At 71.2% G+C, this 14,429-nt stretch carries 14 protein-coding genes and 1 riboswitch; of the genes, 5 read left to right on the top strand and 9 right to left on the bottom strand.

Annotated features, from left to right (window positions below; genetic code table 11):
• Nucleotides 1-70: 70 nt before the first annotated feature.
• From ACFVDM_RS36910 to ACFVDM_RS36880, 7 genes are all read right to left on the bottom strand, one after another.
• Nucleotides 71-682 (bottom strand): sensor domain-containing protein, encoded by a 612-nt coding sequence (locus ACFVDM_RS36910; protein WP_383651059.1) that lies wholly within the window; start codon nucleotides 680-682, stop codon nucleotides 71-73.
• A gap of 76 nt (nucleotides 683-758) precedes the next feature.
• Entirely contained in the window at nucleotides 759-1,052 is a 294-nt protein-coding gene (locus tag ACFVDM_RS36905) for a chorismate mutase (RefSeq protein WP_383651058.1), read from the bottom strand.
• Nucleotide 1,053: 1 nt separating this feature from the next.
• Entirely contained in the window at nucleotides 1,054-2,544 is a 1,491-nt protein-coding gene (locus ACFVDM_RS36900; RefSeq protein WP_383651057.1) for a cation:proton antiporter, read from the bottom strand.
• Nucleotides 2,541-3,035 (bottom strand): flavin reductase family protein, encoded by a 495-nt coding sequence (locus ACFVDM_RS36895; RefSeq protein WP_383651056.1) that lies wholly within the window; start codon nucleotides 3,033-3,035, stop codon nucleotides 2,541-2,543. The genes ACFVDM_RS36900 and ACFVDM_RS36895 overlap by 4 nt, the downstream gene beginning before the upstream one ends.
• A 244-nt stretch (nucleotides 3,036-3,279) precedes the next feature.
• Nucleotides 3,280-4,821 (bottom strand): tryptophan halogenase family protein, encoded by a 1,542-nt coding sequence (locus ACFVDM_RS36890; RefSeq protein ID WP_383651055.1) that lies wholly within the window; start codon nucleotides 4,819-4,821, stop codon nucleotides 3,280-3,282.
• A gap of 140 nt (nucleotides 4,822-4,961) precedes the next feature.
• Nucleotides 4,962-5,729, bottom strand: coding sequence for a 4'-phosphopantetheinyl transferase family protein (locus ACFVDM_RS36885; RefSeq protein ID WP_383651054.1), 768 nt, complete (start codon nucleotides 5,727-5,729; stop codon nucleotides 4,962-4,964).
• Between the two features lie 35 nt (nucleotides 5,730-5,764).
• A complete protein-coding gene (locus ACFVDM_RS36880; RefSeq protein WP_383651053.1) occupies nucleotides 5,765-6,415 on the bottom strand; it encodes a DUF6875 domain-containing protein in 651 nt (216 codons plus the stop codon).
• Nucleotides 6,416-6,550: 135 nt separating this feature from the next.
• Between ACFVDM_RS36880 and otsB the strand changes: the two genes are divergently transcribed.
• Nucleotides 6,551-7,414 carry a trehalose-phosphatase gene (gene otsB / locus ACFVDM_RS36875; protein WP_383651052.1) on the top strand — a complete coding sequence of 288 codons (864 nt, stop codon included), beginning with the start codon at nucleotides 6,551-6,553 and terminating at the stop codon, nucleotides 7,412-7,414.
• A 9-nt stretch (nucleotides 7,415-7,423) separates the two neighbouring features.
• Here the strand turns inward: otsB and ACFVDM_RS36870 are convergent, their stop codons facing one another.
• Both ACFVDM_RS36870 and ACFVDM_RS36865 read right to left on the bottom strand, forming a co-directional pair.
• Nucleotides 7,424-8,815: a trehalose-6-phosphate synthase gene (locus ACFVDM_RS36870; RefSeq protein WP_383651051.1), complete on the bottom strand. Its 1,392-nt coding sequence runs from the start codon at nucleotides 8,813-8,815 to the stop codon at nucleotides 7,424-7,426.
• 44 nt (nucleotides 8,816-8,859) lie between these two features.
• Entirely contained in the window at nucleotides 8,860-9,822 is a 963-nt protein-coding gene (locus tag ACFVDM_RS36865) for a glucosyl-3-phosphoglycerate synthase (RefSeq protein ID WP_383651065.1), read from the bottom strand.
• 164 nt (nucleotides 9,823-9,986) lie between these two features.
• Nucleotides 9,987-10,113, top strand: a riboswitch (SAM riboswitch).
• 17 nt (nucleotides 10,114-10,130) lie between these two features.
• Here ACFVDM_RS36865 and thrC point away from each other — a divergent pair.
• From thrC to groL, 4 genes are all read left to right on the top strand, one after another.
• On the top strand, nucleotides 10,131-11,423 hold the full coding sequence (thrC, locus tag ACFVDM_RS36860; protein ID WP_383651050.1) for a threonine synthase: 1,293 nt from the start codon (nucleotides 10,131-10,133) through the stop codon (nucleotides 11,421-11,423).
• A gap of 39 nt (nucleotides 11,424-11,462) precedes the next feature.
• Nucleotides 11,463-11,741, top strand: a complete 279-nt coding sequence (locus ACFVDM_RS36855) for a MoaD/ThiS family protein (protein WP_383651049.1) — start codon at nucleotides 11,463-11,465, stop codon at nucleotides 11,739-11,741.
• Nucleotides 11,742-12,177: 436 nt separating this feature from the next.
• Nucleotides 12,178-12,384 (top strand): cold-shock protein, encoded by a 207-nt coding sequence (locus tag ACFVDM_RS36850; RefSeq protein ID WP_003967346.1) that lies wholly within the window; start codon nucleotides 12,178-12,180, stop codon nucleotides 12,382-12,384.
• A gap of 361 nt (nucleotides 12,385-12,745) precedes the next feature.
• A complete protein-coding gene (groL, locus tag ACFVDM_RS36845; protein ID WP_383651048.1) occupies nucleotides 12,746-14,371 on the top strand; it encodes a chaperonin GroEL in 1,626 nt (541 codons plus the stop codon).
• The last annotated feature ends 58 nt before the right edge of the window (nucleotides 14,372-14,429 follow it).

The following is a 14,429-nucleotide window of genomic DNA, read 5'->3' as shown; positions in this document are numbered from 1 at the left end:
GGGCGGGACCGGAATCCGGTCCCGCCCGGCCGTCGACGACGTTCCGGACCCGTGCGGTGTGCCCGTACGGTCAGGAGGGCCGCTCCTCCCCGATGAAGCCGCGCACCAGCCGGACCTGGAGCCGGGCCAGCCGCACGATGATCCACGGACCGACGAAGAGCGCCACGACACCGGCCAGGAAGTGCAGCGAGACCACACCGAGCGGGTGCGGCCCGCCCCAGGCCGGGTCCGGGTAGGAACGCCAGCCCCAGAACGGGTACGTCAGATTGCGCACGGAGATCAGGAGCCAGCCGGCCACCGCGAGGAACGCCAGCGCGCCCGTCACCATGTTGAGCAGGAAGAACGCCGCGTTGCGCCAGAAGCGCCGCCCGCCCGTGCGGCGGCCGATCTCCTCGCCCAGCCAGAACCGCGCCCGCACCCGCTCGAAGCGGGGGCCGAACACGGCGACCACGACCAGCACCGCCAGCAGGACCACCGTGCCGATCTCCGGATGGCCCTTCTCCTGGGCGGTCTTCATCGGGTACTGCAGGCCCAGGATCAGGGCCAGCGCGAGCGGCAGCAGCAGCGCGTACAGCACATATCTCCAGGTCTGCCGGCGGAACGGCAGGACGAACAGCCCGCGCAGGCCGGTGGGCTCGTCCGCGGCGGCGAGCGGGGCGTGGGGACGGACGGTGTGCGGCATGAGGGGGGGGGTTCCTTTCCTGGGTGCGGACGCGGAAATGTGCCCGGCGGGGGCGTTCCCCCACCGGGCACAGGGATCAGGCTGCGGTGGCAGTCTCCTCGACACCCACCGGCCGCCGGACCTCGTTGCGCGCGATCGACAGCAATTGGAGCGCGATCGAGGTGCCCTGGCGTCCGAGAGCGTCGTGATACTGATGCAGAACCTCGTTTTCCCGGGTGAGTTGGAACTCATGCAGCCCGGCGAGGCGTCGCAGGGTGCGGAGTTGGACGTCGGTGCTGGCGCGTTCCTCGATCAGGGAGATGATCGAGCGGTCGAGCGCGGCGAGGTGCGCCTGGTGCTCCACGAGCCGGGACGAGTCGACGGGGGACATCTCAGACCTCCTGGGTGCGGGCCCGCCGCTCGGCGGGTGCGGTGATGGGGACGGACGCGGCGGCCGGCGGGCCGTCGGGGGAGGGGCCCTCGTCGGCGGGGTACGGGGACGCGTCGGAGGGGGACGGGGGACGGACCCCGAAGGCCCGGAGCAGCGGACCGGTCAGCGCCGTGGTCACCAGCGCCATCAGGACGAGGACGGTCAGCCCGTTCGCCCCGATCAGCCCCGCCTCGTAGCCGATTCCGGCGACGACGATCTCGGTCACGCCGCGGCAGTTCATCAGCGCGCCGAGCCGCATCGCCTCGTTGCGGGGCATGCCCGCCGCCCGTGCGGCGCCCCCGGCGCCGACGAACTTGGTCACGGTCGCGGCGGCCACGACGGCCACCAGGACGGCCCAGTGCCAGGGGGCCAGGCCCAGCCCGCGGACCGAGACGTTGAGCCCGATCCCGGCGAAGAACAGCGGCAGCAGCACCGCCAGGGTGAAGCCCTGCAACTGCTCGTTCATCCGCTCCGCCGACCGGGAGCCGCGCGGCACGACCGTGCCGAACAGGAAGGCGCCGATCACCGGGTGCAACCCGATGACCTGGGTGATCGCCGCATAGGCGACGGCCCCCGCCAGCAGCATCATGGGCAGCATCACCTTGGCGCCGCCCGGCTGCTTCTCCGCGACGTGCACGGCGGCGGCCAGCAGCGGCCGGACGACCAGGACCGTGACGGTGACCAGGGCGAGCGTCAGCCCGACCGTGGCGGCGACACTGCCGGTGGCGCTGGTCATCGCGAGGATGACGGTGAGCGCCAGCCAGGCCACGCCGTCCCCGACGGCCGCGCCGGCCAGGGCGAACGTCCCCAGCTCCGAGCGGTCCATCCGCAGGTCGACCAGGACCCGGGCCAGCACCGGCAGCGCGGTGACCGACAGCGCCAGACCGAAGAAGACCGCGTAGCCGGTGTGATGGGCGGAGGCCCCGCGCAGCACGTCCGGCGCGGCCAGGGCGATCCCGGCACCGGCCAGGAACGGCAGCCCCATCCCGCCCAGGACCGTCGCGGCCAGCGCGGTCCGGCCCGAGCTGACCCGCTCCATGCGCAGCTCGCAGCCGAGCAGGAACATGAAGGTGACCAGTCCGAGCTGCGCCGCCATCGCCATGGTCGACTTCACCTCGGCGGGCAGCAGCCACGCCTGGGCCGACGGCCAGGCCCAGCCGAGCGCGGACGGCCCCAGCACCAGACCCCCGACGATCTCCCCGATCACGGCGGGCTGCCCGAACCGGCGCAGCACCGTGCCCAATAAGTGGCTGACCAGCACGATCACGGCGACGGCCAGCAGGAACCGGGCGGTCGGATCGACCCCGCCGTGCCCCTCACCGCCGCGCACCAGACCGGGCCCCCAGACGACGACCGCGCTCACCAGCACCACCAGACCGGCGGCGATGCCCACGGCGGGGCGCCGGGAGCGCGGTGCGCCCGGACGCACCGGGGGGACCGTCGAGACGGTCATGACGCCACCCCTTCCGGAGCGGGGCGGGTCCCGGGGACGGCGCCGCCGGGCCACTGCGCGAAACGGCGCGACCCGTACAGCAGCGGAGTCCCCGACTCCTGGACAACTCCGGTCACTTCGCCCAGCACCATCGTATGATCGCCGACTTCGATCAAGTCGGACACGCGGCAATCGGCCGTCGTGAACGCGTCATTGACCAGCCGGGGCAGCCCCGCGCCGGGCGTGGGGCACCACGCGACCCGGTCGAAGCGGTCGGGGACGGGCCGGGCGAACACCTCGGCGGCCTCCTGGCCGCCGTCGTGCAGCAGGTTCACCGCGAAGGAGCCGTGCGTGCGCAGCGCCCGCAGCGTCTCGCCGCTGCTGGTGAGGCAGACCGACAGGGTCGGCGGCTCGGACGTCACGCTCGCCAGCGACGAGCAGGTGAGCCCGCGCGGCAGCCCGTCCGGACCGTAGGTGGTGATCACGGCGACCCCGGAGGGGAAGGCGCTCATCAGGGAACGGAACGCGTCCACGGCCACCGGGGGCCGTTCGGGAAAGGCGGGGGGCGTCGGACGCTCCCACGGTTTCACGGAACGCAGACCCGGACGCGGGTCCGCGGTCCGCGGGGCGGACTGGGCTGGCATGGTCACTCGCCTCCAGGCGCGTAAACGGAATGGGGCCGGTGTACGGGGCCGCCGGTGCCCGCACGGAGGGGGGTGGGCGCGGGCACCGGCGGCGGGGAGGGGCAGCTCGCGCTCAGTGGAGCGAGGCGAGGTACTCGTAGCAGCTGGGAAGCGCCTCGACCAGGCGCTTCGCGTCGTTCTGCACCGCGGCCAGCTCGGCGCGCGCGGCCGTCGGGTCGATGTGCGCGAGGGCCGGCCGGGGACCGGCGGGCTCGTGGCCGAGACCCATCAGCATGGTGATCCAGGAGTACTCCTCGAAGCCGTGGTAGGGCTGGTAGATGCTCCGGTCGTCCAGCAGGTGCGAGGAGGCGAGGGCCAGGCGCTCGGCGAGACCGTCCGGCAGGGGGCGGGTCTTGGCCTCCTTCCAGTACGGGGTGTCCTCGCGGGCCGCGGCCACGTAGTGCAGGACCAGCAGCTCCTTGACGCCGTCGAGGACCTCGGCGACCCGGTTGTTGTAGTCGTTGCGCAGCTGCGGGTCCCAGTTGGCGTCCGGGAAGTTCTTCACCAGCTGCTCGATGCCGTGCTGGATGAAGAAGATGCCGGTCGACTCCAGCGGCTCGACGAACGCGCTCGCCAGGCCGATGGCCACGCAGTTGTTGACCCAGGAGCGCTCGTTGCGGCCGATGCGCATCCGGATGTGGTTGGCCTCCAGGTCGTCCTGGCCCGGGGCGGCGAACTGCCGCAGCGTGCGCTCGGCCTCCTCCGGCGAGCAGAACTGGTCGGAGTACACATAGCCGTTGCCGTGCCGGCCGAACAGCGGGATCGTCCATATCCAGCCCGCGTCCATCGCGGTCGCGGTGGTGTACGGGTTCATGCCCTCGGTGGCCTGGTCCGGCTTGGGGATGCGCAGCGCGACGGCCCGGTTGTTGGGCAGGACGTCCTCGAAGGAGACGAACTTCTCCTCCAGCGCCTGGTTGATCAGCAGCCCGCGGAAGCCGGTGCAGTCGATGAACAGATCGCCGGCCACGTCGCCGTGCTCGCGCGTGGTGACATGGCTGATCCAGCCGCGCTCGTCGCGGGCGACGTCCAGCACGTCGTCCGTGACGTGCCGCACGCCCCGGTCGGTGCCGTACGTCGTCAGGAACTTCGCCAGCAGCGAGGCGTCGAAGTGGTACGCGTACGGGAACTGGGTCCGCTGCTCCTGGAGCGTCGAGCGGCCCAGCGAGTCGTCGAGACCGCCGGCGAACAGCGAACCGCCCAGCATCCGCGGGGAGCGCTGTGCCTCGCACAGGTGCGGGGTGAGGTAGACGCCCCGGTCGAACGGCTGGGTGCGGTCGCCCTCCTTCAGCCACCAGTCGGCGAGCGAGAATCCGTCGGAGGAACGGAGCCGTTCGAACGGGTGGTAGAAGTGGTCGCCGGCCTTGCGCCAGTTCTCGAAGCGGATGCCCATCTTGTACGAACCGGCCACGTGCGGCAGCCAGTCGGTCTCGTCGAGACCCAGGTAGTCGAAGAAGTGGCGGACCGTACTGAAGGTGGCCTCGCCGACGCCGATGCTCGACACCCGGGCGGACTCCACGACGGTGACGTCGATGCGGTCACCGAAGGCGGCCTTGAGGTAGGTGGCGCTCATCCATCCCGCGGTTCCTCCACCGACGATGACGACTGACTTGATCACTGGGCATCTCCTTGTTCCGAAACCGAAAGATGAGCTGAGAAGAGCGCTGGACCGAGCCCGTTTCCCGTGCGGTGCGTGCCGGGTGGCGATCCATGTCCCGAAGCTAACCGGGCGGGTTTTCCTTCCGTTATCGAGCGGATTTACCGGAACCGTTCGGCCAGCATTTCCGCGCCGCTGTGCATGCGTACGGCGACGGAACGGGCACCGAGCACGGCCACCGCCCCGTGGTAGGCCCCGTCCATGGGCAGATCGGCGAGCGCGGGCAGCGACCGCGTACCGCCCCCCGGTCCGTGCCGGTGCAGCAGCGCGGCGGGGGCGTGCGGCGGAGAGACGCCGAGATCGGTCATGGCCGTGTACAGGCCCTCGCCGGTCGCCTTCAGCACCGCCTCCTTGCGGGTCCAGTACGTGAGGCAGGCCCGCGCCCGGTCCCGGGGCGGCAGCGCGGCCACGACGGTCCGCTCCTCGTCGGTCAGCACGAGCTCGAACTCCGCGGGCACCCCCGCGAGCCCTCCCGGGGCGGGCCCGCGGGCCCGGTCCGACGGCCCGGGGAACTCCTCGACGTCCACGCCGACGGCCCGGCCGCGGACCACGGCCACGGCCACCACCTCGCCGGAGTGCGAGATCGACAGCTCCCAGCCGGCGGCCGCGCCGACCGCCTCGGGCTTGCCGTGGGCCCCGCCGCACTCCGCGCACCGGGTGCGCAGCCGGACCGTCTCGGGCGGTGCCCCCAGCAGCGCGCCGAGCGCGGTCCTGGCGAGCACCCGCCCGGTGACGAAGCGGGCCAGGTCGAGTTCCTGCACATAGGAGGAGCAGCGGCTGAGTTCCGCCGGCTCCAGCAGACCGAACCAGGACGCGGGGCGGGTCAGCGGCCGCTGCAGCCAGACATGGCATTCGGCCTCCTGGTGCATGACCGGTATCACCTGCCTTTCGGGTCGGCCCTGGTTCAGGCGGGAACGCGTGTGCTTTCCCGTTCCTTCTCGGCCTCGCGTACGGACTCGTTCAGCCGGTCCGTCCAATAGGCGTTGAGCCGGCCCTCGAAAAGCCGCCGGAAATTCGCCAGAAGGCGCAGCCGGTCGTCCGGGTCGGGTTCGTGCTTCACGAAGAACGGAAGATCGGCCGGGGTGATGTGGCGCATGCCCAGCAGCGGCATGGGGCTGGTGAACGGCCGGAAGTCGTCGTTGTGGAGCCCGATCGTCTCGTGCTCGGGCCAGAAGTCGCCGATCATCAGCCCGAGCGCCACGAACTCCGGCTTGAGCGCGGCGTGCACCCGGGCGACCATCGCCTTCAGTTCCGGCTCGGGCAGCCCGTACGGCACGGCCATGCCCACCAGGTACAGCCGGTCGGAGCCCAGCTCCGCCGCCTTCTCCAGAACCCCCGCCCGCAGCTTGCGGGCCAGCGCCATCAGCGCCTCGTCGCCCTGGGTCGCGTCGAACTCCTCCATGGTGACGTACCGGCGGCGGATCGCCTTGACCATGTACGGGCAGACGACTCCGTCGCGCCCGAGTTCGGGATGCGGATGGATCGGGTACGTGCTCAGCCAGTCCCAGGCCTGGGACATCCGGTCGCCGGACATGCGTGCCTCCCTCGTGGACATCTGCGGGGACGCTAGCCAGCCGCCGTATCGCCTCGGCATCACCACGGCTTCACCCCGCCGGGACCGGCACGGACCCCGCCCGGGGACAGACCCCGAACCCCGGCACCCGGGCCGTCGCACGGCTACGCTCGAACCATGGGCAGCCACCCGCACACCCCGCCTCTGCCGACCCCCGACACCGCCGCCGGGCAGGAGGGTCTGGACGCGCTCCTGGCCCGGCCCGGCCGCGCGGTCGTCGCGCTCGACTTCGACGGCACGCTCGCCGACATCGTCCCGGACCCGGAACAGGCCCGCGCCCATCCCGGCGCCGTCGAGGCCCTGGTCGCGCTCTCCCCGCTGGTCGCCTCCGTCGCCGTGATCACCGGCCGGCAGGCCGGCGTCGCGGTCCGGCGCGGCGGCTTCGCCGGAGTGCCCGGCCTGGACCGCCTCGTCGTCCTCGGCCACTACGGCGCCGAACGCTGGGACGCCGCCACCGGCACCGTCACCACCCCGGCCCCGCACCCCGGCGTCGCCGCCGTCCGGGCCGAACTCCCGGGCGTGCTCGACCGGTTCGACGCCTGGCACGGCACCTGGACCGAGGAGAAGGGCCAGGCCGTCGCCGTCCACACCCGCCGCGCCGCCGACCCGCAGGGCGCCTTCGAGGCGCTGCGCGGCCCGCTCGGCGAACTCGCCGCCCGGCACGGCCTGATCGTCGAACCGGGCCGACTCGTCCTGGAACTGCGCCCGCCCGGCATGGACAAGGGCGTCGCCCTCACCCGCTACCTCCGCGAGGTGGGCGCCGAGTCCGTGCTCTACGCGGGCGACGACCTCGGCGACCTCGCCGCGTACGCGGCGGTGGAGAAGCTCCGCGCCGGCGGCACCCCGGGCCTGCTGGTCTGCAGCGGCAGCACCGAGGTCACCGAACTGGCCGAGCGCGCCGACCTGTCGCTCCCCGGCCCGGAGGCGGTCGTCGGCTTCCTGCGGGCGCTCGCGGACCGGATCCGGGAACGGAAGGGCTGACCGCCGCCCCTACTCCCGCCGCAGCGCCTCCAGTTGGTCCAGGAACCAGCGCTGCGGCGGCAGCGCCGTTCCCGCCTCGGCGAGCCTGCGGCTGCGGTCCGCCCGTTCGTCACCGGCCATGGTCAGGGCCTCGTGCAGGGCGACGGCCGTGGCGGAGACGTCGTAGGGGTTGACCACGAGCGCGTCCTCGCCCAGCTCCTCGTACGCCCCCGCCTCCCGGGACAGGACCAGCGCGCAGCCCTCGTCGGAGACGACCGGGACCTCCTTGGCGACCAGGTTCATGCCGTCCCGGATCGGGTTGACGAGGGCGACGTCGGCCAGCCGGTACGCGGCGAGGGAGCGGGCGAAGTCGTCCTCGACGTGCAGGACGACCGGGGTCCAGTCCGCCGTGCCGTACGCCTCGTTGACGCCGTCGGCGACGCGGCGCACCTCCTCGGTGTACTCCCGGTAGACGGCCAGGTCCTGGCGGGAGGGGTAGGCGAACGCGATGTGGACGACGCGGCCGCGCCATTCGGGCCGGGCGTCGAGCAGGGCGCGGTAGGCGTGCAGTCCGCGGACGATGTTCTTCGACAGCTCCGTACGGTCCACGCGGACGATCGTCTTCCGGCCGGGGCCCACCTGCTCGCGCAGGGCCGCCATCCGCTCGTCCACGTCCGGTTCGTGCGACCGGCGGCGCAGGAAGTCGCCGTCGGCGCCCAGCCCGTGCACCCCGACGCGGGTGCGTCCGGTGCCGCCGAGGAGGTCCGTGCAGCAGGCGAGGAACGCGTCGGCCCAGCGGCGGGTCAGGAACGCCGCCCGGTCCGCCCCGAGGATGCCGCGCAGCAGCTGCTCGGCGATGTCGTCGGGCAGCAGCCGGAAGTAGTCGACGGGCGCCCACGGGGTGTGCGAGAAGTGCCCGATCCGCAGATCGGGGCGGAGCGCCCGGAGCATGCCGGGGACCAGGGCCAGGTGGTAGTCCTGCACGAGGACCGCCGCGCCCGGCCCGGCCTCCTCGGCGAGCGCGTCGGCGAAGGCCCGGTTGTAGGCCTCGTAGGACGCCCACTGCCGCCGGAACTCCGCGTCGAAGACGGGCTCGACGGGCGTCTGGTAGAGCAGGTGGTGGATGAACCAGAGGACCGAGTTGGCGATGCCGTTGTACGCGTCGGCGTGCACGTCCGCGTCGATGTCGAGCATCCGGACGCCCGGCTCGGCCGCCCCTCTGCGGACCGCCTCGCGGTCGCCGTCGCCCAGGGCGGCGCAGACCCAGACCTTGTCGTCGACGGCGCTCAGCCCGGAGACGAGACCGCCGCCGCCGCGCTTGGCGTCGAGCGAGCCGTCGTCACGGAGCGTGTACGAGACCGGGCCGCGGTTGGACGCGACGAGGACCTGGGCAGCGGGCTGCGGGGCGTGCTCGGAGACCATGTTGCGGAATCTAGCCCGATCACGAACCGCCCAAACGTGCGAAGTCAGGCCGCGCGGCCTGAAACGTACTCCTCGATCTCGCGCATCGGCGGCCGTTCCTCGGTGTCCACCGGATAGGTGTGCGGGACGAAGCCGTGCTCGCCGCGTTCGAACTGGGTCAGATGGGGGCGGACCAGATGGCCCCGGGAGAGCCGCAGCTGCGCGGTCCGGTAGATCGCGGCGGCCATCCGGCCGAGCGCCTGGCCGTCCTGGTGGCGGTGGCGGCGGACCCCGACGTCCACCTGCGCGAGGGCGTCCAGGCCCACGGTGTGCAGGGCGTCGACCAGCAGGCCCAGCTCCACCCCGTAACCGACCGGGAACGGCAGCCGCTCCAGCAGGGAGCGCCGCACCGCGTACTCGCCGCCCAGCGGCTGGACGAAACCGGCCAGCTGCGGCCAGTGCAGGTTGAGCAGCGGGCGCGCCACCATCTCCGTGACCCGGCCGCCCTGGCCCGCGGTGTCCCCGAACGGGCGGTCGTACATCGCCTTGACGAACTGCACCGACGGATCGGTCAGCAGCGGTCCGACGATGCCCGAGACGAAGTCCGCGGAGAACTCCCTCAGGTCCGCGTCCACGAAGCAGACGATGTCCCCGCCGGTCACCAGGAGTGACCGCCACAGCACCTCGCCCTTGCCGGGGACGGCCGGCAGACGCGGCAGGATCGCGTCCCGGTGGATCACCCGGGCGCCCGCCCGGCGGGCCACCTCGGCGGTGGCGTCCGTCGAACCGGAGTCGATCACCACCAGCTCGTCGACCAGCCGGACCTTCTCCATCAGCTCGCGCCGGACCGTCGCGACGATGTCACCGACGGTCTCCGCCTCGTTCAGCGCGGGCAGCACCACGCTGACGCTCCCGCCGTGCGGGTCCCCGGCCCCCAGACCGGCCCTGGCGGCCAGCAGACGGTCCAGCGGACGGTCGGCGGCCGACCAGGAACGCCTGGCCAGCCAGCGTTCGACCTCTTCCAGCACGGTCGGCACTCCCTGTATGTGATCCATCTCGCGGACCGGACGACTATCTCAACCCTCCGGTGCTTCGGTTACAGTCTTGAACAACGCAGATGGCCATCGCATGCCGGGGTCCGTCCGCCGATAAACGCCCGGATCCATGGTGCGCCCATGATCCGGTGCCACAGCGCTCATCCAGAGGGACAGAGGGAACGGCCCGTTGAAGTCCCGGCAACCCTCCTGCCGACCGCGAGGTTCGGTGGGGAAGGTGCCAATTCCGTCTCGTGGCGAAACGCGCCATGAGGAAGATGAGGAGAAAGGGCCTCGCCATCATGGCTGTTGAGACTGTCGCAGTTCACACCGATTCCTCCCCGGACCTGGGTCCCGCCGCCGCGCTTTCCTGCCGCGAATGCGGCGAGCGATTCGCCCTCGGCCCGATCTTCGCCTGCGCGTCCTGTTTCGGGCCGCTCGAAGTGGCGTACGACCTCCCGAGCGGCTCTCCCGAGGAGCTGAAGAAGCGCATCGAGGCCGGTCCGGACAACATCTGGCGTTACGCGCCGCTGCTGCCGGTGCCCGCCGACGTCGCCGAGAAGCCCAACCTCAACCCCGGCTTCACCAAGCTGGTCAAGGCCGACAACCTCGCCCGCGAGCTGGGCGTCACCGGCGGCCTGTACGTCAAGGACGACTCCGGCAACCCGACGCACTCCTTCAAGGACCGCGTCGTCGCGATCGCCGTCGAGGCCGCCCGCGCCTTCGGCTTCACCACCCTGTCCTGCTCCTCCACCGGCAACCTGGCCGGCGCCGTCGGCGCCGCCGCCGCCCGCGCCGGCCTGCGTTCCTGCGTCTTCATCCCGCACGACCTGGAGCAGGGCAAGGTCGTCATGGCCGCGGTGTACGGCGGCGAGCTGGTCGGCATCGAGGGCAACTACGACGACGTCAACCGCTTCTGCTCCGAGCTCATCGGCGACCCGCTGGGCGAGGGCTGGGGCTTCGTCAACGTCAACCTGCGCCCGTACTACGGCGAGGGCTCCAAGACCCTGGCGTACGAGATCTGCGAGCAGCTCGGCTGGCGGCTGCCCGACCAGATCGTCATCCCGATCGCGTCCGGCTCCCAGCTGACCAAGATCGACAAGGGGCTGCGCGAGCTGATCAAGCTCGGGCTGGTCGAGGACAAGCCGTACAAGATCTTCGGTGCCCAGGCCGAGGGCTGCTCCCCGGTCTCCGCCGCCTTCAAGGCCGGCCACGACGTGGTCCGCCCGCAGAAGCCGAACACGATCGCCAAGTCCCTCGCGATCGGCAACCCGGCCGACGGCCCGTACGTCCTGGACATCGCCCGCCGCACCGGCGGCGCGGTGGAGGACGTGAACGACGAGCAGATCGTCGACGCGATCAAGCTGCTGGCCCGCACCGAGGGCATCTTCGCCGAGACCGCGGGCGGCGTGACCGTCGGCGTGACGAAGAAGCTCATCGAGGACGGCCTGCTCGACCCGGCGCTCACCACCGTCGTCCTGAACACCGGGGACGGCCTCAAGACCCTGGACGCGGTGGCCGAGACCTCTCAGGCGACGGCCACGATCCGGCCGAACCTCGACGCGTTCCGCGCGGCCGGACTCGCCGGTAACTGAGTAGCTTTCGATCACCCGAGACTTCAGGAAGGGCACACCATGAGCGTCAAGGTCCGCATCCCCACCATCCTCCGTACCTACACCGGCGGCCAGGCCGAGGTCCCCGCGGAGGGTGCCGTCCTCTCCGAGGTGATCGAGTCCCTGGAGAAGAACCACCCGGGCATCGCCGCCCGCGTCCTGGACGACCAGGGCAAGCTCCGCCGCTTCGTCAACGTGTACGTCAACGACGACGACGTCCGCTTCGAGGGCGGCCTGGACACGGCCACCCCGGACGGCGCCGGCATCTCGATCATCCCCGCCGTCGCCGGCGGCTGCTGATCCCCGGGCCGCTCCGGGCGGCCCGACTCCACCGCGTCACCGGTATTGCCCCCTCCGCGAGAGAAGCGGAGGGGGCAATTCTGCATGGTTGAGCGCGGTAGAGTGTGGGAAGTCCCCTCCGCTGCCCGTGCCGCCCGCATACGAGAATGCGCCCGGCCACGACAAGATGCAGCCAAAGTGTTCGAGCAGCTTGCGCCATAAGTGGCCTTTGCCTGGCCCGACTTGCCCTGGAATCTCATGAATTCCCCATATTCGGGCGATCGGGGCTGCTCAGAATTCTCGTCTGATTGACCTGTTGCAGAGGGCAGTTGGGCAGATACATTCAGCCGCGGTCGACGCGTTCCGGCGCACGCACCCTCTCCTGACGGAGGGTGGGTTCTGACCCGGGTCCGCGAAGTGCGGTCCTGTGAAAGGGCCAGTAATAGGGGAGTTAGGCATGGCTCAGGGCACCGTCAAGTGGTTCAACGCGGAGAAGGGGTACGGCTTCATCGCGGTCGACGGTGGTGCGGATGTTTTCGTCCACTACAGCGCGATCCAGATGGACGGGTACCGCACCCTCGAAGAGGGTCAGCGAGTTGAGTTCGAGATCTCGCAGGGCCAGAAGGGGCCGCAGGCGGACATGGTCAAGCTCGCCGTCGGCTGAGCCCGGCCGGACACGACGCAGTCGGTCAACGACGCCACTCAGGCACGGAGGGCCCGGACCCAGGGGAAGCATCCCCGGGTACGGGCCCTCCGCGCGTGTGCGTCCACCTGCCCGGCCGCCCCTCCCGTCGCCCCCGGCCGCCCCTCCGGTTGTCCACACTCCGGAGGGAGGCGCTTGCACTCAAGGGGGTCGAGTGCTAATCATTGGGCTTAGCACTCTCCAGGTGAGAGTGACAGAACTTGGACCGGGCCGGTGAGGCCCGCAGGTCCGGTGGGGCAAGGAACCACCGGCACGCAGGCCGTCCGTCGCGGGCGCCACTCGGTCCGGAGCAATCCACCCCTGTCCGGGAGGACCACTTCACATGGCCAAGATCATCGCGTTCGACGAGGAGGCCCGGCGCGGTCTCGAGCGCGGCATGAACCAGCTCGCCGACGCCGTCAAGGTCACCCTTGGCCCCAAGGGTCGCAACGTCGTCCTCGAGAAGAAGTGGGGCGCCCCCACGATCACCAACGATGGTGTGTCCATCGCCAAGGAGATCGAGCTGGAGGACCCGTACGAGAAGATCGGTGCGGAGCTGGTCAAGGAGGTCGCCAAGAAGACGGACGACGTCGCCGGCGACGGTACGACCACCGCCACCGTTCTCGCCCAGGCGCTCGTCCGCGAGGGCCTGCGCAACGTGGCCGCGGGTGCGAACCCGATGGCTCTCAAGCGGGGCATCGAGAAGGCCGTCGAGGCCGTCTCCGCCGCCCTCCTGGAGCAGGCCAAGGACGTGGAGACCAAGGAGCAGATCGCTTCGACGGCCTCCATCTCCGCCGCCGACACCCAGATCGGCGAGCTCATCGCCGAGGCCATGGACAAGGTCGGCAAGGAAGGCGTCATCACCGTCGAGGAGTCCCAGACCTTCGGTCTGGAGCTGGAGCTCACCGAGGGTATGCGCTTCGACAAGGGCTACATCTCGGCGTACTTCGCCACCGACATGGAGCGCATGGAGTCGTCCCTGGACGACCCGTACATCCTGATCGTCAACTCCAAGGTCAGCAACGTGAAGGACCTCCTTCCGCTGCTGGAGAAGGTCATGCAGTCCGGCAAGCCGCTGCTGATCATCGCCGAGGACGTCGAGGGCGAGGCCCTGTCGACCCTGGTCGTCAACAAGATCCGTGGCACCTTCAAGTCCGTCGCCGTCAAGGCCCCGGGCTTCGGTGACCGCCGCAAGGCCATGCTCGGCGACATCGCCATCCTCACCGGTGGCACCGTCATCTCCGAGGAGGTCGGCCTCAAGCTGGAGAACGCCGGTCTCGACCTGCTCGGCCGCGCCCGCAAGGTCGTCATCACCAAGGACGAGACGACGATCGTCGACGGCGCCGGTGACAGCGACCAGGTCCAGGGCCGCGTCAACCAGATCCGTGCCGAGATCGAGAACTCCGACTCGGACTACGACCGCGAGAAGCTCCAGGAGCGTCTGGCGAAGCTGGCCGGCGGCGTGGCCGTCATCAAGGCCGGTGCCGCCACCGAGGTCGAGCTCAAGGAGCGCAAGCACCGCATCGAGGACGCGGTGCGCAACGCCAAGGCCGCCGTCGAGGAGGGCATCGTCGCCGGTGGTGGCGTGGCTCTGCTCCAGGCCTCGGCCGTCTTCGAGAAGCTGGAGCTCTCGGGTGACGAGGCGACCGGCGCCAACGCCGTCAAGCTGGCGCTGGAGGCCCCGCTGAAGCAGATCGCCGTCAACGGTGGTCTTGAGGGCGGCGTCGTCGTCGAGAAGGTGCGCAACCTGGCCGTCGGCCACGGTCTGAACGCCGCGACCGGCGAGTACGTCGACATGATCGCCGAGGGCATTCTCGACCCGGCGAAGGTCACGCGCTCCGCCCTGCAGAACGCCGCGTCCATCGCCGCGCTCTTCCTCACCACCGAGGCCGTCATCGCCGACAAGCCGGAGAAGGCCGCTGCCGCGGGCGCTCCGGGCGGCATGCCGGGCGGTGACATGGACTTCTGATCCTGACGGATCAGCGGCCCAGCAGTACGCAGACACCGGCCCCCGGGGACTCGTCCCC

The organism is Streptomyces sp. NPDC057682, from assembly GCF_042799575.1.
Taxonomy (GTDB): domain Bacteria; phylum Actinomycetota; class Actinomycetes; order Streptomycetales; family Streptomycetaceae; genus Streptomyces.
Note: the sequence above shows the minus strand (reverse complement) of the source record. Positions and strands in the feature narration are given on the sequence as shown.